Source organism: Streptomyces sparsus, assembly GCF_054776295.1.
Map to the genome: position 1 here is coordinate 14961 of NZ_BAAHCA010000007.1, position 21809 is coordinate 36769.

General features: G+C 67.7%; 12 protein-coding genes and 1 pseudogene. 6 read left to right on the forward strand and 7 right to left on the reverse strand.

All coding sequences use genetic code 11. The features are described 5' to 3' along the window. Positions 1-17: 17 nt before the first annotated feature. Positions 18-6878, forward strand: coding sequence for a polymorphic toxin-type HINT domain-containing protein (locus tag ACYVE9_RS01470; protein WP_461025831.1), 6861 nt, complete (start codon positions 18-20; stop codon positions 6876-6878). Between the two features lie 5 nt (positions 6879-6883). Next, positions 6884-7369, forward strand: a complete 486-nt coding sequence (locus ACYVE9_RS01475) for a DUF2247 family protein (RefSeq protein ID WP_461025842.1) — start codon at positions 6884-6886, stop codon at positions 7367-7369. Between the two features lie 110 nt (positions 7370-7479). Here the strand turns inward: ACYVE9_RS01475 and ACYVE9_RS01480 are convergent. From ACYVE9_RS01480 to ACYVE9_RS01490, 3 genes and pseudogenes are all read right to left on the reverse strand, one after another. Then, positions 7480-8040, reverse strand: a pseudogene (locus ACYVE9_RS01480) (site-specific integrase); the annotation flags it as partial. A 71-nt stretch (positions 8041-8111) separates the two neighbouring features. Beyond that, a complete protein-coding gene (locus ACYVE9_RS01485) occupies positions 8112-8465 on the reverse strand; it encodes a hypothetical protein (protein WP_461025832.1) in 354 nt (117 codons plus the stop codon). Then, positions 8462-8746: a hypothetical protein gene (locus ACYVE9_RS01490; RefSeq protein ID WP_461025833.1), complete on the reverse strand. Its 285-nt coding sequence runs from the start codon at positions 8744-8746 to the stop codon at positions 8462-8464. Before ACYVE9_RS01490 ends, ACYVE9_RS01485 begins: the two co-directional genes overlap by 4 nt. Before the next feature lie 207 nt (positions 8747-8953). On the opposite strand from ACYVE9_RS01490, the gene ACYVE9_RS01495 reads away from it, so the two are divergent. Beyond that, positions 8954-9796 (forward strand): helix-turn-helix domain-containing protein, encoded by an 843-nt coding sequence (locus ACYVE9_RS01495; RefSeq protein WP_461025834.1) that lies wholly within the window; start codon positions 8954-8956, stop codon positions 9794-9796. After that, positions 9778-9987: a DUF397 domain-containing protein gene (locus ACYVE9_RS01500; RefSeq protein WP_461025835.1), complete on the forward strand. Its 210-nt coding sequence runs from the start codon at positions 9778-9780 to the stop codon at positions 9985-9987. Before ACYVE9_RS01495 ends, ACYVE9_RS01500 begins: the two co-directional genes overlap by 19 nt. Before the next feature lie 62 nt (positions 9988-10049). Here ACYVE9_RS01500 and pglX read toward each other — a convergent pair whose 3' ends face one another. The 3 genes from pglX to ACYVE9_RS01515 form a co-directional block, all read right to left on the reverse strand. Further along, entirely contained in the window at positions 10050-13685 is a 3636-nt protein-coding gene (gene pglX, locus ACYVE9_RS01505) for a BREX-2 system adenine-specific DNA-methyltransferase PglX (protein ID WP_461025836.1), read from the reverse strand. Continuing rightward, the gene (pglW, locus tag ACYVE9_RS01510; RefSeq protein ID WP_461025837.1) at positions 13682-18376 is read right to left on the reverse strand and encodes a BREX system serine/threonine kinase PglW; all 4695 of its coding nucleotides are present in this window, start codon (positions 18374-18376) and stop codon (positions 13682-13684) included. Before pglW ends, pglX begins: the two co-directional genes overlap by 4 nt. 437 nt (positions 18377-18813) lie before the next feature. Beyond that, on the reverse strand, positions 18814-19173 hold the full coding sequence (locus ACYVE9_RS01515; protein ID WP_461025838.1) for a hypothetical protein: 360 nt from the start codon (positions 19171-19173) through the stop codon (positions 18814-18816). Between the two features lie 245 nt (positions 19174-19418). On the opposite strand from ACYVE9_RS01515, the gene ACYVE9_RS01520 reads away from it, so the two are divergent. Both ACYVE9_RS01520 and ACYVE9_RS01525 read left to right on the forward strand, forming a co-directional pair. After that, positions 19419-20480, forward strand: coding sequence for a beta family protein (locus ACYVE9_RS01520; RefSeq protein ID WP_461025839.1), 1062 nt, complete (start codon positions 19419-19421; stop codon positions 20478-20480). Between the two features lie 119 nt (positions 20481-20599). After that, a complete protein-coding gene (locus ACYVE9_RS01525; RefSeq protein WP_461025840.1) occupies positions 20600-20932 on the forward strand; it encodes a hypothetical protein in 333 nt (110 codons plus the stop codon). A 58-nt stretch (positions 20933-20990) separates the two neighbouring features. Here the strand turns inward: ACYVE9_RS01525 and ACYVE9_RS01530 are convergent. Continuing rightward, the coding region (locus ACYVE9_RS01530) for an amidohydrolase family protein (RefSeq protein WP_461025841.1) at positions 20991-21809 on the reverse strand (819 nt) is incomplete at its 5' end.

Consider the following 21809-nt stretch of genomic DNA (forward strand, 5'->3'; position numbering starts at 1 on the left):
CGACGGACAACACACGTATGAAAACCAAGGTCGTACGGCTTTCCGGCACCGCGGTGCGACGGCGAGTCTCCCTGGCCCTGTCCATCATGATGGTGGGCACGCTGTTGCAGGGCATCACCGCGCCGACAGCCATCGCTGAGGGCACTACGCTGCCCGGGCTGCCGAAGTCGGAGAAACCGGTTCCCGGCAAGAGCGTTACCAGGACTCAGCCGCGAACCGTTTCCAAGGGGCCCAGGACACCCGAGCGGGGGCCCAGGAACTCCTGGCCCAAGGACCGATCGGTGACGGTCACGCTCCCCGAACTGTCGGCGAAGACCTCCCAGAAGTTCGCCACGGCGAGCGGCTTGCCCATCTCCATAGCCCGGACGAAGGCCTCAGGCAACGGGACCGGCAAGGCTCAGGAAGGCCTGAGTTCCCAGCCCATCGAAGCTCGGGTCCTGGGCCGGAAGCACGCTGAACGTGTAGGCGTACGGGGAGCGTTGTTCACGCTCGCGCCCAATGAAAAGAAGGCCACCAAGAGCCGGGGCAGCGGTAAGAGCACCGGGAACAGGGTCAAAGTAGCGATCGACTACGCGGCCTTTGCTGAGGTGTTCGGTGGTAGCTACGCAACGCGCCTACGACTGTTCGAGCTTCCTTCCTGCGCTGTGACGACCCCGCGCAAGGACGCCTGTCGCGTTGGCAAGCCGGTCCCGACGCAGAACGACACCGTGACCCGCACCCTGACGGCGAAGTCGGTGACTCTACGTTCCAGCGGCGCGACGGTGCTGGCTGCTGCGGCGGACGCGGAGGGAGACAAGGGCGACTACAAGGCCACCTCCCTGTCGCCGTCGTCCTCGTGGAGTACAAGCGCGAACACCGGCGACTTCAGCTGGTCCTACGACATGCCGGTGCCCGAGGTGCCGGGAGCCCTGTCACCAAGTGTGGGGCTGTCGTACTCGTCCGGCTCGATCGACGGCCGTACGGGTGGCACGAACAATCAGGGTTCGTGGGTCGGTGACGGGTTCGACCTGTGGCCCGGTTCCATCGAACGGCGCTACAAGCCGTGCTCCGACGACGGAGTCAAGAACGCCGACGGCAACAAGCCCGGAGACCAGTGCTGGGATCACGACAACGCCATTCTCACATTCAACGGCAAAGGAGGGGAACTCGTCCCGAGCGGCAACGACGAGTTCAAGCTGAAGAGTGACGACGGCACGCGGATCAAGCGGCTGAAGTCCACCAACCGCGCCAACGGCGACAACGACGGCGAGTACTGGCGGGTGACCACCCCTGACGGCACCCGCTACTACTTCGGCTACAACCGCTTGCCTGGCTGGAAGGAAGGGAGGGACACCACCGGATCCACCTGGACCACACCGGTCTACGGCAACAACTCGGGCGAACCGTGCCACGCGAGCGACTTCGCCGGCTCCTGGTGCCAGCAGGCCTGGCGGTGGAACCTCGACTACGTCGTCGACACCCACAGCAACGCCATCGCCTACCACTACACCAAGGAGTCCAACTCCTACGGTCGCAATCTCAAAGCGGACGATGACACTCCGTACACCCGCGGGGGCTATCTCAACCGGATCGACTACGGCCTGAAGTCCTCCGCCATGTTCGGCAAGCCGCAGGCACAGGTCGTCTTCGACAACGCTGAGCGCTGTCTTCCCCAGGAAGGAGTGACCTGTGCCGCGGACACGATCCAGGACAAGTCCTTCTACTGGTACGACACACCCTGGGACCTGAACTGCACGGCCGGCACCAAGTGCGACAACGGGCGGCTGGCCCCGTCGTTCTGGACCCGTAAACGCCTGACCGGCGTCACCACCCGGGTCCTCCAGACGGACGGCAGCTACGCCAAGGTCAATTCATGGAAGCTCGGCCACCGCTGGGGCATGGCCGACACCGACTACCAACTTCTGCTCGACAGCGTCCAGCACACCGGGCACTCGGCCTCCCCTGCGATCACCCTGCCGAAGACGACCTTCGCGTACACCCAGCTTGCCAACCGGCTGGACAAGACGGGTGACGGCTTCGCGCCGTTCATCAAAGCCCGTCTGTCGACCGTGGCCGACGAATACGGCGGCCAGATCGACGCGAACTACTCGGCCCCCGTGTGCGACTTCGACGCGCTGCCCACACCGCAGTCGAACACCAGCCGCTGTTTCCCGCAGCACATCGGAGGTGACAGCACCTCCGATCCGGAGAGGCACTGGTTCAACAAGTACGTCACCACATCTGTCACCACCAGCGACCGCACCGGCGGTTCCCCGGACCAGGTGACCGCTTACACGTACCTGGGCGACGCCGCCTGGCACTTCGATGACGACGACGGTCTCACCAAGGAGAAGCACAAGACCTGGTCCCAGTGGCGGGGCTACGGTCACGTTCGGGTCCGGACCGGTGGCCAGGGTGGCTCAAGCGCTCTCCGGTCACAGGAAGACCTCTACTTCCTGCGCGGCATGCACGGTGACCGCAAGGACGTCTCCGGAGGCACCAAAGCCGTCAGCGTCGCGCTGGGTGAGGGCGAGGGAGACCCGATCACCGACCATGAGTCGGCCGCAGGCTTCAAGTACAAGTCCGTCACCTTCGACAAGCCCGGCGGCCAGGTCCTGAGCAAGTCCGTGAGCCGACCTTGGCACCATGAAACGGCCAAGAAGGTACGCGCGTGGGGAACGGTCACCGCCAACGTCACTGGCAGCGCCAGCAACAAGACCTGGACCTCGCTGGACGACGGCGCCGGCACCAAGTGGCGGACCACCTCCAGCAGCACCACATTCGACACCGTCGCCGGGCGCCCCATCAAGGCCGACGACCGCGGCGACAGTTCGACGGCGGCTGACAACCAGTGCACCCGCACGACGTACGCCACCAACACCGACACCAACATCCTCAACCTGCCCGCTCGCGTGGAAACCGTGGCCAAAGCCTGTGACGCGGCGACCGACCGGGCGAAGGACGTGGTCTCCGACATCCGTACTGCCTACGATGGCGGCACCTACGGCAAGGCCCCGACCAAGGGTGATGCCACCGCTGTCGCGACCTTGAAGGATCACGACGGCACCAAGGCCACCTATCTCGAATCGGCAGTCACCGTTGACGGCTACGGGCGGGAGCTGACCTCAACCGACCTGACAGCAACGGTCACTGCCGAAGCCGATCAGGTGCCCGTCCGAACCGAGCGCAACGACGGCCGCACCACCACGACCGCCTACAGCCCGGCGAGCGGCCGTCCCACGCAGACCAAGGTCACCACCCCACCAGCCAAGGCGGCGGATGCCGCAACAGCCCAGACCACGACGACCGAACACGATCCGATCAGTGGTCTGCCGGCGAAGCAGACGGACACCAACGGCAAAGTCACCGAATACGCGCACGACGCGCTCGGACGCTCGGCAAAGGTATGGCTCGCCAACCGGAGCAACACACAGACTCCCAACCACGAGTTCGCGTACACCGTCGCCGAGGGCAAGCCGACCGCGGTCGCCAACAAGACGCTCAACAACAACGGCGGTCAGATCACCTCGTACACCCTCTACGACGGGTTCCTGCGCGAACGCCAGACCCAGGCTCCCGGTCCTGAGGGCGGCCGCATTCTCGCCGACGTCTTCTACGACGAGCGCGGTCTGATCACGAAGACCTTCTCCCCGTACTACGCCACCGGCGCACCCGCCACCGAGATCTTCGAACCCGCCGACGCGGAGGCCGTGGAAACGCAGACCCGCACCACTTTCGACGGTCTGGGACGCGAGATCGAGGAGCGGCAGCTCGCTGGGAACGGTGACGGTGGCAAGGTCCTGAACACCACCAGGACCATCTACGGCGGGGATCGCACGACTGTGATCCCCCCGATGGGGGGCACCGCTACCACCACGCTCGTCGACGCCCGAGGCAACACCACCGAACTGCGCCAGCACCACCAGCGGGCCGCCGACTCCGAGTACGACGCCACCACGTACACCTACACACCGCGGAAAGAACTGGCGAAGGTAACCGACCCGGCCGGAAACCAGTGGAGCTACAGCTACGACCAGCTCGGCCGCCAGGTCAAGACCGACGACCCCGACAAGGGGACGGTCACCAGCGTCTACGACGACCGAGGTCACCTGACGTCCACCACCGATGCCCGAGGTGTCACGCTGGCCAACGCCTACGACAACCTGGGCCGACGGACCGAACTCCGCGAAGGCTCAGCCTCTGGGACGCTGCGTACCAAGTGGGTCTACGACACCATCCCCGGAGCCAAGGGCAAGCTTGCCGAATCCACCCGCTACGTCGACGGTGAGCCCTACACCACCAAGGTCACCGCATACGACCCGCTCTACCGCGCCACGAGAACCGCAGTCGTCATCCCCGCAGCCGAAGGCCACCTGCAAGGCACCTACCAGACCGGCACGTCCTACAAGCCCTCCGGCCTGACGGCGTCGGTCAACTACTCGCCTGCAGGCTCACTGCCCGGCGGCTCGTTCGCCTACGACTACGAAGACCAGACACTGCGCCCCGTCGCGGTCTTCGGCCAAGGCATGACGAGCAGCACCAAGTACAGCTACACGGGCAAACCGCTGCAATACCAGCTCGGCCTCACCGACACGGCCGAGAAGTCCCAGGTCACCAACACCTACGAGTGGGGAACGCAGCGACTGGCGACTTCCCGCGTTGACCGAGAGGGCCAGAACGGTGTCGATCGGAACGTCACCTACCGCTACGACCAGGCCGGCAACGTCCTGTCGATGGCCGACGCCTCACGCACCGGCACCGACAACCAGTGCTTCACCTACGACTTCCTGACGCGGCTGACCGAGGTTTGGACCCAGAACACCGCTACCTGCTCCCCGAGCCCGGCCGGAGACCAGATCGGCGGACCGGCACCGTTCTGGCACTCCTACACGTACGACAAGGTCGGCAACCGGCTCACCGAAACACAGCACGACACCGCCGGCGACAGCGCCAAGGACACCAAGCGCACCTACACCTACCCCGACCCCGGCACCCCTCAGCCGCACACCCTGCGCGAAGTCACCACCACGAAGCCCGGCAGCACCAGCAAGTCGAACTACACGTACGACAAAACGGGCAACACCATCACCCGCGCGGTCAGCGGCGACGGACAGAAGATGACCTGGGACGCTGAAGGGCACCTCGCCAAGGTCACCGAAGCCGACAAGATCACCGAGTACGTGTACGACGCCGACGGCAACCGCCTCATCGGCCGCACCGACACCGAAACCACTCTCTACCTCGGTCACACCGAAGTCACCCTGGCCAAGGGAGCCGACAAGGCCAAGGCCACCCGCTACATCGCGCTCGGTGGAAGCCACCAGGCTATCCGCAATGACGACGGCACCTTCGACTTCACCATCGCCGATCACCACGGAACCGGACAACTCGCCATCAACGCGAGCGATCTGGCGCTCAGTCAAAGGCGTTCGCTGCCCTTTGGTGGCCCCCGCGGCGAAAGCCCGAAGGAATGGCCCGGGACCAAGGGCTTCGTCGGCGGTACCGACGACACGAAGGCCACCGGCCTCACCCACCTCGGCGCCCGCGAATACGACCCGGACACCGGCCGGTTCATCTCCGTCGACCCGCTGATGGACCTGACGGATCCGCAGCACATGCACGGCTACGCCTACGGCAACAACAACCCGGCCACTCTCTCCGACCCCGACGGCCTGCGTCCGCTCGGATCCTGCGAACACGCCGGTCCCTGCAATGTGGGGGGAGACAAGAAGAAGCCGAAGTGGGAGAGCTGGACCTACAACGGCAGCGGTAAATGGTCCTGGGGCTGGTACACCAGTAGCAGCAGTTCCTGGACGCAGGGCAGCCACAAGTACACCTCCACCGTTCAGGTGTCGTACAACACCAGGTCCGGATACAGCCTCAAGAACAGTGTGCAGAAAGTCGCCGAACCCAAACAGGCCCCGGCGCCGGAGCCAACAATCTTCGCGATGGGCGCCAATCCAAACTGGATGGGCCGGGAGAAGCCCAAGCCTGTGGTTGAGGATCTCTCCTGGCTGTGCCCTCCAGGAGAGAGCGCAGGTAAGTGCGATTACCGCCAGTCGTACTACCGCAGCTCCGTACTCATCAGCATGCTGGCCGGAGCGCGTGCAGCGGCCGGTGCAAAGGGGAAGCGGAACCCGGGTGGCTGCACATGCTTCATCGCCGGCACCCCGGTCCTCATGGCGGACAGCAGCCAGAAGGACATCGAGAAGATCAAAGTCGGTGACGAGGTCCTGGCAACCGACCCGGAAACGGGCAAAACCTCGCCCCGCAAGGTCACGAACACGATCGTCACCGACAAGGACAGGGACTACGTAGAGCTGACGATTGCCACACCCGATGGGACCGGCTCCCTCACCGCGACAGGGGAGCACCCCTTCTGGAGCCCCTCCTTGAACCTGTGGCTCGAAGCCGAAGACCTTGAGGCCGGTATCACGCTCCGCACCGAAACGGGCGAGACTGTACGGGTCGCTTCGGTACGGCACTACACAGACCGCCAGCGGACCTACAACCTCACCGTCGAGGGCATCCACACGTACTATGTGCTGGCGGGCGAGACGCCAGTTCTCGTTCACAACAGCAACGGGTGGTGTGGAGTTGGCTCCGCGGAAGCACAGGGCATCATCAAGAACGCCAAGGGATACGGGTCCGGACTTAAGAGAGATGCGGGCCACAGAGCGGCGGACTTCGTTGTTAATGACATTGCGAAAAAAGGTGTCACCACCCGACTTGTGGGCGGAGACGGAGTAGAGCGGATGCTGGTTCAAATGCCGGGAGAGATGAACGGGAAGGCTGGACGCTTTGAGTGGCTAGTTGAACGCGGCGGAAGCGGGAACCTAATCACTCACCAAAGGTTTGTAAATGGAGGAACAATCAATGGAATTCCGAACAAGCCGTGAATGAGATGGCCAGGTTTAAGATTCCGGGAAGCTTCATTGTCGGCCGTGTGACCCTAACGGCTACGGAAGTGGCCTACGGCAGGCGCTGGGGGTGGCTGGATGATCATTCCTCTGTGCAGATTCTCCTGGCCAAGTTGCAGGAGGGCGCTGAGCTCTCGGAGACAGAGGAGCGGTGGGCGCTTGCGTTGCCAGAGGAGGTTCGATGTGGGGACCTTCCTGATATTTCAGCAGGTCACGCCGACGACTCGCCCGAGGTTGCTGCTGTGTGGGTCTATCTCTCCATGGCTTGGCTGTATGAAAACGTCCCAGCGCGCCAGCAGCTGTTCGATATCATTGAGGAGCTCTATGCGGATTTCGAATACCCGGAGGAGATGGAGGGCTTTGTGAAGTACATGCCACCTCCCCTCGGAGGTAGGGCTGGAATCCCTGGAATGACTGAAAGGCTAGAGTCATTCCTTAGGGCTGCGGACTCCTTTTACAGGAATCGGTGATAGAGGTTCTGCGTCGGTCGGCAAAAGGTCGCTGAAGCAAACCTGAAGCCCCGCCAGGTGCATCCTGGCGGGGCTTCAGTATGGGGTGACGGCAGTAGTTGACGGCAACGTCAGCGGACGAGGGCGGCACAGGGCGGCGGTTCATCGCCGTCAGAGCGCGCCGTCTCGGTGGTATCAGGGCTGCCGAGCGCAATGCCGAGGAGTTCCTTGATGACGACGAGTTCGACGCCCTGTTCCAGGAGCAGAGTGGCGGTCGAATGGCGGAGGTCGTGGAAGCGGATGCGGCGGAGGTCGGCCTTGCGGAGGAGTGTGGTGAAGGTTCGGGTGAGGTTGGTCGGGTCGATCGCTCTGCCCGGCGCGGTGGTGAACACGTGCCCGCTGTGCTGCCACGCTGCGCCCGCGATCTCGCGTTCGCGCTGCTGCTGTTCGTGGTGGTGCTTCAGTGACTGGAGGCAGCGGGTGGGGAGGGCGATGCGTCGTTCGGAGGCCCGCGTCTTGGTGGGCAGCGTGGTGAGTCCGCCTGTGGTGGTGCGCTGAAGGGTGCGGCGGATGGCGGCGGTGCCCGTGTCGAGGTCGAGGTCTTCCCAGCGTAGTCCGAGGAGTTCGCCCTTGCGGAGTCCGGTGTGGCGAGCCAGCTCGAACAGGGCACACAGCCGATGACCGTTCGAGGCCCTCACTGGCGCTAATGGGCTGGGCGGTTGCCTCTGGCTTGGTCTGCCGACGGGACGGGTCGGGCCGGGGCTCACAGTGTGCGGCGGCTGCGGGCGTTGAGTTCGGTGAGGAGGGCGCTCAGCAGTTCGGACTGGCTCATGGGGCGCAGGTCGCCCGGTTCGGCGTCCCATTCGCGGCCACCGGCGAGCGGGCGCAACTGGACGTAGGGCCCTTCGCGGCCCATGACCCGTCCCACACGTTCGCTGGCGATGTCGCGCACGGCATCCCCGACGGAGGCCACGTCGCCGATGGAGGGGGTGCTGCGCTCGCGTGGCTGGTGGGTGGCCCTGGCGGTGTCCGCCTCGCGGGTGAGGGCTGGGGTGGGGTCCGGCGTCGGGCGGATGGTGGGACGGGGGGTGGGGTCCGGGGTGCCGGTGGTTGTCATCGGGCGGTCCCCTTGGTGATCACCTCGGCGAGGGCGTGGGCGACGGGGGCCGAGCACACGCCGAGCTGGACGAGCGCGTAGCGCGGTTCACCCTCCCGTACGTCCGGCCAGGGGGTGCGGATGTCCATGGCGGGGAGTTGGATGCCGGCCCGGGAGAGGGCGTAGGCGAGTGCGTCGCGGGCGTCCAGCGCTTCCTGGATCTTGGGGGACGGCGGCGGGCTGCTGGTTGCGGACGACGGGACGGGGACGGGGGCGTGGTGGTCTTCCGGTGTTGCGCTCATGGGAGTCGCTTCCTTCGTGGGGGCGGGTGTGCTGTTCTCCTGACCCGGCTGCGCAGGCTCTATTACTGTGCGTAGTGCGGGTGTCACGAGAATGCGCCCGTACGGGAACGACCGGCGTCGTGCGCGGGCTGTGCTGCCGCGGCCCGTGGAGTGACTGCCACACGTTCCACGTCGACCATCAGCGCCAGAGGTACGAGGGGGAGCGGTATGCCGCAGCGTCGCGTCATCACCGGCCGGAGTCAGGAACCACGCCAGCGGTTCGCGGAGGAGGTGCGCAGACTGCGGGCGACGCGGGGGGTGAGTCTGCGGCAGGTGGGTGAACGGCTGGGCTGGGACTGGTCGTTGTTCGGCAAGCTGGAGAAGGGCGAGACGCTGGGCAGCCCGGAGCTGGTCCAGGCGCTCGACACCTACTACGAGACGCCGGGTCTGCTGCTGGCCCTGTGGGAGCTGGCGGCCGGCGACCACACCCAGTTCCGCGAGCGCTACCGCCGCTACATGGCCCTGGAGGCGGAGGCGGTGAGCATGTGGCACTTCGCGGTGGGCGTGTTGCCAGGGTTGTTGCAGACCTCCGGGTACGCGAGGGAGGTGCTGGCGGCGGGGCGCCTGAAGGACGAAGAGGTCGAGCAACAGGTCAAGGCCCGGCTGAGCCGCTGCGACCTGCTGGAAGGCGACAGTGCGCCGCAGTTTCGGTCGATCTTCTCCGAGACGGTGCTACGTACGCCGTTGAGGGACCGGGCAGCGTGGCGCGAACAGTTGGTGCATCTGGCCGAGATGTCCAAACGCCCGGCGGTGACGCTGCAAGTGCTGCTGCACAGCGCTGGACCCCACAGCCTTGCCCACACGGACGTCATGTTCCTGCGGGAGCCCGACGGTCGTACCGTGGCCTACGTCGAGAGTGCGAGCCGAGGCGATCTCATCGAGGCGGCGGGTCAGGTGGAGTGTCTCCAGCAAATGTACGATGCGGTACGCGACTTGGCCCTGTCCCCGGAGGAGTCGCGCAAGTACATCCTGCGCGTGTTGGAGGAAGCGCCATGCGAACCATCGACCTGAGCGCCGTGGCGTGGCGCAAGAGCAGCTACAGCAATTCGGACGGCGGTCAGTGCGTGGAAGTGGCTGACGGCCTCCCCGCTGTCGTGCCTGTGCGTGACAGCAAGAACCCGGAGGGCCCAGCGCTTGTGATCTCTTCTGCGGCTTGGTCCTCCTTCGTGTCTGCTGTCAGCACTGACCAGTTGACTGCATGAGCAATGCTGACGGCCCTGGCGATCGGTTCTGATCGCCAGGGCCGTCAGCGCTGTCGGGCAGGCTACTTGTTGGTGGTGCGGCGTCCTCGAGTGGCGGCGGGGCGCCAGGCGCGCAGGTCGTCGTCGGTGAGGCGGTGCTTGCCCTGTTCCATCTGGCGGTCGCCCTCGAAGAACTTCGCCGGGGTCGGTGCGAAGACAGGATCGGGCTCGTTGTGCCACTGGTCCAGCCACGGCTGGAGTTCCAGCAGCCCGGCCAGGAGCGGGGTGACTTCTTCGGTCGTCAGCGCCTCGTGGGTGGCGATGTACGTGTCGAGCGCGACCGCCTGCTCCCGGTGGTCCCAGCCGGCCCAGCCGTAGAGCTGCGGCGTGGCCGCGTTCGTCTGGCCGTAGGAGATGAACCGCTCCTTGGGCACGTCCAGTTTGCCGCGCGCTCGCCAGTAGGAGGGCCGCAGGAAGTCCGCCGAGGTGTACTTCGGCGGCACGGGGATGGTGTCCCGGATCTTGCGCTTCGCCGGCTCGTCCGGAGCTGCGTCCTCCTGCCGCTGAAGGTCCCAGACGTGCTCCCAGTCCGCCCGCTTCTTCAGTCCGGACTGCTTGTAGCGCAGAGCGGCCAGGAACGGCACGTGCTCGACGCTCATCAACTCGGCCACGACGGCGGGAAGTTCCTTGCGGGGGGCGTAGATCTTGGCGACGGAGACGAAGTCCTCGTCGCGCGACAGATTGTCGGTGAGTCGAGACAGCGTGATGAGAGCAGGTGTCTCGTTCTCGTCGAACCAGTGCGCCCGGCCCTCGATCCGGTCCAGCAGCCAGGACCGCAGTGCCTTCTCCTGAAGCGAGTCCCACCCCTCGGTGGCCCACCGCCGCTTGTACTCCGGCCGCTCGATCATGCCGATGGCCCGCGACGACTCGATCGCGTCAATCCGCTTCTGCACGACATCCCGGTAGGCGGCCGGCCAGTGCTCCGGGATCTCAGTGATGGGCGTAGACCCATGCCGCTTGAACCACTCATCGCTGGCTTCGCCTGCCGCGATCCTGCGTGCTAGCACGATCTCAAAGGCGCGCTGACCTAGAGAAAGTGCGGGGATCTCGGCAGAATCAGGATCGCTTGAGATGAACAAATCCTCGGGGTGCAACTCATAGTGTGAATACACCTGCCAGTCTAGTTCCTCTTGCAGTGCGATCATCCGGGCGCGGGTGGAGTGCCACGTGTCGCGGGCCCTGTAGAGCCTCGAGGTAGTAGGAAGGGTTTCCGCTGTAACAGCAGCAGGACCCGTGGCGGTGAAATCTTGAATTAGTGCGTGAATTTTCGTTGAGATGTGAATTGTGTTACTGCTTGGGAGTGGGAACTTGGCAACATTTGTTCCGTTAAGCTGGTAAAAGTCTTCAAACGGGACCGTGGTCTGGCGGGCGCCGCGAGAGTCGACGGTGCTGCCCTTATTGTGGCACTTCATTTTTAGCCATAGCGCCGCTGTCGAGCTATTCAAGAATCCAACAATGTTGTGATGATCGCTAATGTGTGAGTTTTTATTTAGCTTGATTAGGGGGGCGGTCTGCTTAAAAACCTTCCTTCCGTTGTCTAGTGCGAAGTGATTATGTGTGGCGACTTCGGCGAATGTGATGGATGTCGAATGGCGGAGTTTTTCTTTGTATAGCTCCCCGTACTCGAACCAGTTGAGATCGGGAAGGGTTTCAATCACCCTTCCGAAGCGTTTGCGTCTTTGAAGAATGCGTCGATTCGGCCACAAGGTGCGCATGATTCCCGGAATGTCTTCGGCTGCGTGTGCCTCCAGGTTTTCTCGATACGGCCAGGCGCTGGTGAACTGGGGATTAATTATGTAGTCTCGAACGGCGTCCCCGGTGACCATTGGCATGGTGCTTTCGAGGCCAAATCGCTGGGCTGCTCGCAAGTTGGGGTAGAGGAAGGCGTCATCCTCTGCTGTGATTCCTCCGAAGCCGATGTCTAGTGCAAGATGTTCTCGAAGGTTTGAGGCTGCTCCTTTTTCGATATGCTGAACAAGTTCAAGCCCTCCGTCTAGCAGGATCCATGGCGACTTTCCGAAGTAGCGATTGCGATGTAGGTCATCAACTGAAATCCACTGGCTTACTGATCCAGGGTCGTCGATTTGCCGTCTGATGGCACCCCATACCAATCCCTTTTCTGGGTGGACTGGCGAGCTGGGCTCTCCCTGGATGCTTCGCACGGTGCGAATGGTCTGAGATCGACCGTCGCCTCCCCGTCGCCTCCCCATTAGGATCACCGTCGGTGTCCCGTGCCCCGGAATGTATGCCCCTGAGGTGTCGATGACCTCGGTCAGTTCCACCTCGTGACCGAAGTACGTCTCGATCAGCCGAGTCCCGAACTCCCGCTTCATGAACGAGTTCGCTGTGATCTGGCCGACCATGCCGTAGCCGCGCCCGCTCTCCGCGTCGCCCACCATTGCCAACTCGAAAAACCGCTGGGCGAACGGCACCGAAAGTGCGTACTTGCCCGCGCAGGCGTCGTACAGCTCGCGGTACAGCTCGTTGAGCTTCTTGTCCTTGACCGTGATGTACGGCGGGTTGCCGACGACGACGTGGTAGCGGCCTTGGCGGAGGATGTCCGGGTGCTCCTGCACGTCCTCGGTGTGGTACTTGAAGTCGGCGAGTTCGTCGGCGCCGTCCTCCTCCAGGTCGTCGAAGAGGTTGCCCTGCTTGTGCCGGTGCTTGATGAGGGAGTCGCCCACGGCGAGGTGGATCGGCCACTCGTACTTCGCCGCCTCTGCGAGCGTGTGCACGCCGCTGGCCGCCATCGCGGCGACCAGCAGGCGGAACCGGGCGATGGCCACGGCGAAGGGGTTGAGGTCGACGCCGTGCACGGAGTCCAGTGCTGCCCGGACGCGTTCGTGCACGTCACGGCCCGGCTGGCCCTCGTCCCAGAGCCGGACCAGGCGGCGGAAGGCGCCCAGGACGAAGTGGCCGGAGCCGCAGGTGGGGTCGATCATCTTCAGGCCGTCGTAGCCGAACTCCCGCACGGCCGGGTCCATGGTCCGGTCGAGGATGAACTCCTCGACGAACTCCGGCGTCTGGAGCAGCGCGTACGTCTTGCGGGCGGCTTCGCTGAGGTCCTGGTAGAGGTCGCCGAGGAAGCGGGTGTCCCAGCCGCTGGTGCCGTCGCCGTCCACCTCCAGCGGGTCGGTGAAGTCGTGGACGAGGGTGCCCGCCTCGTCGCGGGTGCGCCAGAAGTCGACGAGGTCGCGGGCGCCGTCGTGCGACAGCGGGATCTGGTACAGCGGGTTGTGCCGCCGGTCGAACAGCAGCCGGCCCGCCTGTCCCGCGCCCAGCTCCTCGAAGGCCCGCTCCAACCAGCCCCGGTACGTCGGATCCTCGGACTTCGCGACGTACTCCTCGAACCGGGCGAGGGCCAGGTCGCGGCGGTCGGTCTCCGGCGCCGTCAGGTAGGGCTCGGGGACGAGACGGTTGTCCTCGCTGAAGCGCACGAACACCGTGCCCAGCACCCAGGCCACGGCGACTTGCGTGACCCGCTCGTCCAGCCAGGAGTTCCAGGTTGCCGCCGTACGGCCCAGCTTCCGCGCCCGCTCGTGCTCCGCACGCAGCCGGGTGCCGACCTCACCGACCGCCTTCACCTGCTGTGCGAGGTCCGTCTCCACCGCCTTGACCTGTTGCTTCAGGTCGTCCAACAGGGCTTTGCGGTCGATCACTTGTTGTCTCCCTTGGTTCTGCTGCCGTGCATGTCGACCACACCGGACCGGTGGTTGTCGCGCACCCACGAGTCCGGAAGCTCTATCCATTCGCCCAGGCCCGCCTGGTACGCGACCGCCACCGACCCGAGTCTGGGTTCGCGTGCCGGGTCGGGCTGCGGGACCAGCAGCCACAGGCCGCGTCCGCCCTGCCGGGCGGCGTCCGCCAGCCGGTCCAGGACGCCCATCGCGTCGTACCGCGCGAAGACGGCGACCTCCGTCAGCAGCACCGGGCCCGTCCCTGCCTCCGGCGACAGCAGGTCCCGCACCCGCGGCTCGACCGTGCCCCAGGCCGTCCGGGCGTACTCGGTGAACTTCGCCGCGCCGCGCGAGCCCGGTTCGGCCACGTCCGCCTTGAGCAGCGTCTCCCAGGTCGGCTTCGTGCCGGGCGGGACGAGGGCGTGCAGGGCCTCCAGGAACAGCGCCGTCACCGACACCGGCTGGGCGCCGATGCGGTCCGCGGACAGCCTGCGCACCGCTTCGGGGGTGCGGCCGTCGTGCACGGTCAGGACCCGGTAGCCGTCCCGCCGGGCCGAGGCGGTGAGGCGCTCGTCCGCGCGGACCGCGCCGGCCAGCAGCGGATCGTCCGAGTAGCGGGTCACCGCGCCGACGTCGGTGGCGCGTCGGGAGGTGCCGGACGTCAGGTAGCTGGACGCGTTGTCCATCCGGGTGGGGAGGTAGCGCAGCGTCCTGGTGTCCTCCCGGGTCGAGAGGGTGAGGTCGAAGCCGGCGTCGCGCAGGGCCTTCGTCAGACGGCCGCCGAGCGGCAGCTCACGCGTCGTCCCGCCCCGGCCGTCCGGCACCACCAGCTCTGGGAAGCGCGTCCGTACCCGCTCGTGCACGTCGCCGGGCGGCAGGCCCGGCTGCCGGGCGTCGGGAACGCTGGGGATCAGCCGCACCAGGCCCGCCTGGGTGAGGCGCAGCGCCCGGACCAGTGGCAGGTCGCGCGGGTAGATCTCCAGGCGGGGTGTGGCGGCGGCGTTCACCGAGGCGGAGGCGGCCAGCTCGACGAGCCGCCGCTCGTCCCACTCGATCAGTCCGGGCGGCGGAGTGAGCGCGCTCAGATCGGCCAGGACGGTGGTGGCGGTCGGCAGTGTCTCCAGACCGGCCAGCCGGTCCGCGGTCCGGCCCAGACGTGACGCGTAGTCGAGCAGGCCGGGGGCGGCCGGGGTGTCCGGCCCGTCGCCCTCCCGCACGTCCAGCGCCAGCAGCCCGGCGGCCAGCGCGTCCTCGGTTGCCTTGCGGTTGGCCTGGTGCTGGAACTCCGCCTCCTCCGGCTGGAGTTGCTCGACCTCCACCACGGCCCGCACCGCGGCGAGGGCCAGCGCGCGGCGCTGCTCGCGGCCCGGGAGCTGGGTGCCGCGTCGCACGGACAGGGCGTCGGCGATCTCGACGGCGGACGCCACCCGGCCCAGTCCCACCAGCAGGTCGATGATCTCCTCGCGCAGCGCCTGGATCGCCGGGTGCTTCTTCCAGCGCTTGCGTTCCTCCTTCAGCATCTGCGGGATGCGTCCGGCGGACAGGCCGAGCGCCTCCGCCACGTCCTTCTGCTTCGGCCAGACCCCGATGCCCGGCAGCTCACCGCGCTCGTTCGGCAGGCGCAGCAGCAGCCGGACCATCTCGACCTTGTTGCTGTTGGAGCGGTTGTTGTTCAGCTCCGGCACGAAGAGCGTGGCCAGGGCGTCCAGGCTCACCGAGCGCAGCGCGGACTCGCTCAGGCCGCCCGCGCCCTCGCCCACGGCGAGCGCGCCCAGCATCGCCGACTCGGTGACGGTGAGCTGGGCCAGCTCCTCCTTCGCCTCCGCGCGACCCTTCGGGGTGAGCGGGGAGAGCGGCGCCTCACGCAGCAGCTTTCCCCACTGCCGCTGGCGGCGCTGCACCTCGGTGCGGGTCTTGGTGCCCAGGCCGGGGGCGTTGAGCAGCTTGCTGCGGCTGTGGTCGAGCAGGCCGCCGACGGTGGTGATGCCGAGGCCGTACAGGAAGGACTCGGCGGCCGGGGTCAGACCTGCGGCCGACAGGTGGGTCTCCCGGGTGACCTGCTCCGCCAGGCGGTCGCGCTGCTCGTCGGCGGTGAGCGGCTCGGCGTCCGCGATGGCGGGCCGCCCGCCCCCGGCTGCGGCCTCGACGGGCGCCGGTTCAAGCTGGCGCGGACGGTGGCTGGACGGCGGCGTCTGCGAGGCGTCGAGGAAGATCCGCTTCCAGGCGTCCCGCATCGGCTTCAGCTCGGGGAAGCGCCGCGTCGCGTGGCGGTGCAGGGCCTTGCGGAAGAAGGCCACCAGGCCGTCCCGCACCGCGGGCTCGAAGGCGTCGGCCGCGATGACCGGATACGGGAACTCGCCCGGGTCGGTCATCCGGGGCGGCACCGAGCCGTCACCCCACCGGGGCAGTTCACCCGAGGCCATCTGGTGCAGGGTGACCGCGACGGCGTACCGCTCGGCGTGCGAGTCGTACGTGGAGCGGGTCAGGGTGCCGACGAACGGGTCGAGATAGCCCTCGGTGCCGGCGTCGGTGTCCTTCGCCGGATAACCCGCGAGGGAGAAGTCGATGAGGACGAGTTCACGGGTGCGGTTGGGGCGGATGCGGATGGCGATGTTGTCCGGCTTGATGTCGCGGTGCCAGACACTCTCGCCCTCCAGGAAGTCCACGGCACCGAACAGGTAGTCGCCGTACGCCTCCAACTGGTCCATCTGGAGCCGGCCGCGTTCGCGCAACTGGCGGGCGACCGTCTCGTCCCGGCGGCGGGAGCGCGAGGGCGTGCCGGACTCGGCGGCGTCCGCCGCCCGGTCGTCGGTGTCCCGCTCGTCGCCGACGTACTCCAGGACCAGCACGGTTCGGTTCACGACGCGCAGCGGTTCCGGCTCGACCAGCCGGATCACCCGCGAGTCGGGACGCAGTCGGCCCATCACCTCGGCCTCGCGGGTCAGCACCACGCCCCTGCTGTCCGACAGTGCCACCTTCAGCACCGCCAGCGGACGCGTCCGGCGGGCCTCCGCCTCCAGGTCGCGCACCAGGAACGCCCGGCTGGTGGACCCGGTGCCGAGGCGTCGGCGCACCTCCCAGCGCCCGCCGAGCACGTCCCCGGCGACCGCCTCCAGCGGGTCCTTCTCCTCGACGTCCGCGGCGGCCTCACCCTCGGACACGCCGTCGGAGACGGCGCTCGGCGCGGTCAGACCGTCCTCGACGATCTCCAGCATCTCCAGGAACTCGTCCACGGACGACAGGCGCTGCCCCGGCCGGTACGCGGTCGCCGCCTGCACCAGTTCGTCGATGTCCTCGGACAGGCCGTCCACCAGGGAGCTTGGGCGCAGCCCCTCGCCCGCCTCCAGCCGCGCCAGCAACTCGGCCTGGCTGGCCGCCGGGGGCCTGCCCGTCACCAGCAGGTAGGTGAGCACCCCCAGGCCGTACACGTCGAGGTACACCGGATCGGCGTGGAGGGCTGTCAGCTCCGGGGCAAGATAGGGGTCCGAACTCTTCGGAAGGTGCGTCGCGGACAGGGACGTCGGCGCGAGGCGGTGCACGCCGCTGCTGCTTCCATCACCCGTTCCGGCGGCACGCTGCGTGGCGATCTGCCAGTCCGAGATCTCCAGCCGCGGGTTCAACCAGGCCGCGTCCTCACCGACCGCCTGCCCGCGACGGCCTCGGGGACGCGGAACCACGTGCACCGAGCGGGCGGCCAGCGCGCGGTGGTGAATGCGGCTGGAGTGCGCGGAGCGCATCGTCTCCGCGAGCTGGCGGACCAGCGCCATGCGGCCGAGGATGTCTAGCCCCTTGCCGTGCTGGAGCAGGTACTCGTCCAGCCGGAGGGTCTGCGGGTGGTATTCGAAGATCAGCGCGGGGCCCGCGGTGTGACCGGAGGGGAAGTACTGCTTGAGGTGGACGACACCCGGGTGGCGGAACCGCTGGAGCACGGCCGCCTCCCGGCGGGCCGCGTTCTCCACCGACCGCCGGATCGACTTCTCCGACCCGCGCTCGCTCAGATAGACCCGCACCCGGGCCACCTCGGGCAGCTCGCTGTGCTTCGCCCGGTAGTCGGCCCAGGTCTCGCCGGAGTCGAAGGACTTCCGCTCCAGGTGGTACGGGCCCACCTTGTACTCGGCCTCGCTGCGCCGGATGCCGACCCGGTCCAGCGCCGCCTTCACCTCACGGGAACCGATGCCCGTGATCCGCCGCCGCTCGTCGCGCGGCGGCTGCTCGAGCATCGCCACCAACTCCTCGACGCCGTAGACGCCGTTCTGGTCGTGCGCGGGAAGACGGATGCGCAGGCCGCCGTCGGTGAAGCAGACCGCCTCGCCGACCCACACCCGCCGGCCGTTCTGGCCAAGGAGCGACGCCAGTTCCTTCGCCTTCTTGTTGACCAGGTGCAGGGGATTGCCGTGCGGACGCCGGTGGCCGCCGGGAGTGGTCTGGATCCAGGTGCCGTTCTCGCTGGTCACCGAGCCGTGCCAGTCCTTCAGCTCGATCATGTACACCCCGCCGGGGGCGACGACGAGGAGATCCACCTCCCGGACGTGACCGGTGTGCGCGGTGAAGGTGAAGTTCGACCACGCCCGCCACGGATCGGCGTCCGGAAGCCGCTTCCGGATGGCTTCCAGACCGCGGTGCTCGTGGTCGAACCCGGACTCGGTGACCGTCGTCCACCGGCCTTCCCGCATGCGCCGTCCCGCCTCTTGCCGCCGTGTCGCTTCGTTGCCCGGCCCCGGGCCGCCGCGGCGCTCCCCTCAAGGCCGCAGACCTGGCGAATCCTATCGGTGGGAACCCACCGCAGGGGGCGCTCCAGGGAAGACCGCAACGGCAACTCCACGATGCGTGAGCCGATGCCGGACGAGCCCGTGCGGTGGGCGAAGGCGGGCCTGCGGGAGGCCCCGCGCGGCGCACGGGGGCCGGGCAGCTTCGCCGTGGCGACGACCGCATACCGTGTCGGCGTCGCCCGGACAGGTGGGAAGTGCGATGGAGCCCGGTCGGCGTGCGCCACCCGGCTCCCGTATCGGTAGCCGGGTGCGTCGTGGGGGAGGGCAGGCGCAGGTAGGGCCCGCCCGGCGTGTGCCGGGCGGGCCGCACTGTGCGTACCGGTCTTCCGCGAGTGGGTCGCTCAGCGCTCGGAGTAGCTGAAGTCGCCCATGGTCCAGGCGCTGACGCCCTCGATCGCCACCCGGTACATGCCACCCGTCTCGGGAATGCCCACCGTGCCCTGCAGGATGCGCGCGACGTGGAAGTGCAGGTGGGTGGGTGGCCCGTCCTGCTTCGGCGGGGTGTCGAACACAGCGGAGAAACCACTCAGGGTCGCGGAGCCCGTCAGCACCTCCGAGACGCGCTGCCGCCAGGCGGCTTCGGGGGCCAATCGGCCGGTGATGACGGTCCCGCTGGTGACCACCGTCAAGGACATCTGATTGCTCTGCCCGGACTCCACCAGGGCGGCGACTTCGACGAGCAGCTCGTCAGGCTTAGACATGGAACCCGATTCTAAGCACCCGTCGTTGAGCCCGCCTGCCCGCCTGCCCGCCTGCCCGCCTGCCCGCCTGCCCGCCTGCCCGTGCGCTCCCTCACCCCCGACGGCCGGCCCCGCACCGCGGTACCGCCGCCACGGCTGTGGCATTTCGGACACCAGGCTGAAAACGCTCCCTTTCGACTCGCTCGGTCACACCTCGACCCTGAACGGGAGGGAAGCACGCGGGGCTGCGCCGAGGGGGAGCCGCGATGGCCGAACCGCTCTATGTTCCCGTCCTACCCGTCCGGCGGCACGCCAGGACGGCCTACGAGCACCTCGCGCCGGACGTGCAGGCGGCGGTGGTGCCGCTGTGGAACCTGCCCCCGTGCCCCGGAATGCCGGCGGCCGACTACGTGGGGCCCCTGCACCAGGCGGAACTGACCGCGGTGAGGGGGGCTCACCGGCGCCACCCCGGCTGGGTCGACGCGCCGTTCGCCGACGACGCGCAGACCACCGCGGTCGAACGCTTCCTGGCCGCGTACGACGAGTCGTCGCTGCTGCGCCCCGTCACCGGTCCCGGACGGGGCAGGGCCCAGCAGGAGGCCGCCTGGGACGCGGCCCACGTCCGCGGCAGCGGGCTCGGTCTCCGTGTCGTGCTGCCGGGGGAGTGGGACGGCGTCGTCCCGGAGCGGGTCGGCCGGCTTCTCGCCCGTGGTGATCCCTCGGTGCCCGTTGATCTGCTGCTGGACCTCGGCAGTGTCGGCGCCGTGCGTCGCGAGGCGGGCAAGGAGGCGTTGCGGGCGCTCGACGAGTTGGTGCCGTTGCGGGAGCGCTGGCGTACCGTCGCCGTGCTCTGCGGGGCCTTCCCCCCGGTCACCGGCGACCTTGTCGAGGTTGGGCGGGTACGGGAGGAGCCGCGCGGTGACTGGGAGACCTGGGACGAGGTGCGGGCCGGGCGCCGCACGTATCTCCCGCGACTGCGTTACGGCGACTACTGCGTGCAGCCCACGACCGCCCTGGCCCAGGCGCCCTCCAGGAACGGGCCGCCGTGGGGGCTGCTGCGCTACACGACCGAGCGCTCGTTCGTGCTGTGCAAGGTCCTGACCGGTGGCAGACATCGCACGGCGATCGCCCGGGCGGCAGCCGCCCGCATCGTCGAACTGCCCGAGTTCCGGGGTGAGAACGCCAGCGCGGGCGAGGCGTGGTTGCGTGCCTGCGCCGGCGGGCCGCTCACGTCCAGCAAGGGCACCGGCCAGCACGAGCAGTGGCTGCGAGCCGGCAGTCTCCAGCACATGACGTTCGTCGTCCGCTGCCTGCGCGGACCAGGCTGACGTGGGTTCGGCCGCCGTGACATGGCGGCTTTGAGCGGGGCCGCACCATCGGGTGTCACAGGTACCGGGGACTATGGTGCGCGAGGCTGAGAACGGCATACAATGCGGGGGAGCGACGGGTGGGGTTCACGGACGAGGTCTGGCAGGTGTGGCGCGCTCAGGAGCTGGTGGGTGAGATCGCGATCGAGAAGGCCGATTTCCCCTGGCTGTACGGCAGGTTCACAGCTGGGCCAGCCTTCACCGAGGTCCGGCACCTGTTCGCGCGTGAGCTCGAACTGGCTGCGTTCGACGATGCCGAGCACTGGGCCGAGTGGGAGAAGGTCTACGACGAGATCGCAGCGGCTGTCTCGTTGGCGTCGCCCGACGGTCCCGTTCCGGAGTTCCTGCTTCACGTCGACGGAGACCGTGCGTGGTTCCGCTGGAACGACGAACCGTTCGACGACGACGCCTGACCACCCGTCCGGCAGCCCCCACACTCCGCGGGTCGGTGTGCGGCGTTCCCGGCAAGCGTCAGGGGCAGAGACGGCCGCCGGACATGACCAGGCGTACGCGGCGCAGGGCCTGGAGGTCGCTGAGCGGGTTGCCGTCGACGACCAACAGGTCCGCGCGGTAGCCGGGCCGGAGGCGGGCGGTGGTGTCGGCGATGCCGAGCGCCCGCGCGGCCTCACCCGTGGCCAGGTCGAGTACCTCGGCGGGAGTGCAGCCGAGGTACTCGAAGAACTCCAGGCTGGAGACGAAGTCGTCGAAGACGGCGCGGCTCACGCCGGCGTCGGTACCCGCGATCAGCGGTACCCCCTGCTCGCGCATCCAGCGCAGGTGGTCGAACATCTGCCCGGCCCGCTCGGGTCCGAAGCGCTGGGCGAAGCCGCGCCAGTCCGGGCTGGCCGCCGGGCAGACGTGGATGCCCTTCGCCACGATCTCCGCGACCAGCTCCTCCCGCAGGTCGAATCCGTGCTCGGCGATCCACGTGCAGTGCTCGACGGTGGCCACACCGGCGGCGATCGCGGCGGCGATGCCCTCGGTGCCGTGCGCGTGGGCCGCGACCGGCAGTCCGGCGCGGGCCGCCTCCGCCACGACGAGGCGCAGCTCCGCCGGGGTGAACTGCGAGGCCCAGATCGGGGGGCCGTTCTTCGTGACGCCGCCTCCCGTCGCCATCACCTTGATCACGTCCACTCCGAGTTCCGCGTTGCGCCGGACCAACTCCCGGATGGCGTCCGGGCCGTCGACCTCACCGCCGAGGAACCAGCAGTGGCCGCCGACGCCCGTCAGCGGCGTGCCGGCGCTGAGGATGCGGGGGCCGTGCCGCCGGCCGGCGGCGATGTCGTCGCG

Bases quoted from the DNA above. Each gene is read 5' to 3' on its own strand.
- ACYVE9_RS01470 (WP_461025831.1), top strand. From the start codon at position 18: ATGAAAACCAAGGTCGTACGGCTTTCCGGCACCGCGGTGCGACGGCGA.
- ACYVE9_RS01475 (WP_461025842.1), top strand. From the start codon at position 6,884: ATGGCCAGGTTTAAGATTCCGGGAAGCTTCATTGTCGGCCGTGTGACC.
- ACYVE9_RS01485 (WP_461025832.1), bottom strand. From the start codon at position 8,465: ATGACAACCACCGGCACCCCGGACCCCACCCCCCGTCCCACCATCCGC.
- ACYVE9_RS01490 (WP_461025833.1), bottom strand. From the start codon at position 8,746: ATGAGCGCAACACCGGAAGACCACCACGCCCCCGTCCCCGTCCCGTCG.
- ACYVE9_RS01495 (WP_461025834.1), top strand. From the start codon at position 8,954: ATGCCGCAGCGTCGCGTCATCACCGGCCGGAGTCAGGAACCACGCCAG.
- ACYVE9_RS01500 (WP_461025835.1), top strand. From the start codon at position 9,778: ATGCGAACCATCGACCTGAGCGCCGTGGCGTGGCGCAAGAGCAGCTAC.
- pglW (WP_461025837.1), bottom strand. From the start codon at position 18,376: ATGCGGGAAGGCCGGTGGACGACGGTCACCGAGTCCGGGTTCGACCAC.
- ACYVE9_RS01515 (WP_461025838.1), bottom strand. From the start codon at position 19,173: ATGTCTAAGCCTGACGAGCTGCTCGTCGAAGTCGCCGCCCTGGTGGAG.
- ACYVE9_RS01520 (WP_461025839.1), top strand. From the start codon at position 19,419: ATGGCCGAACCGCTCTATGTTCCCGTCCTACCCGTCCGGCGGCACGCC.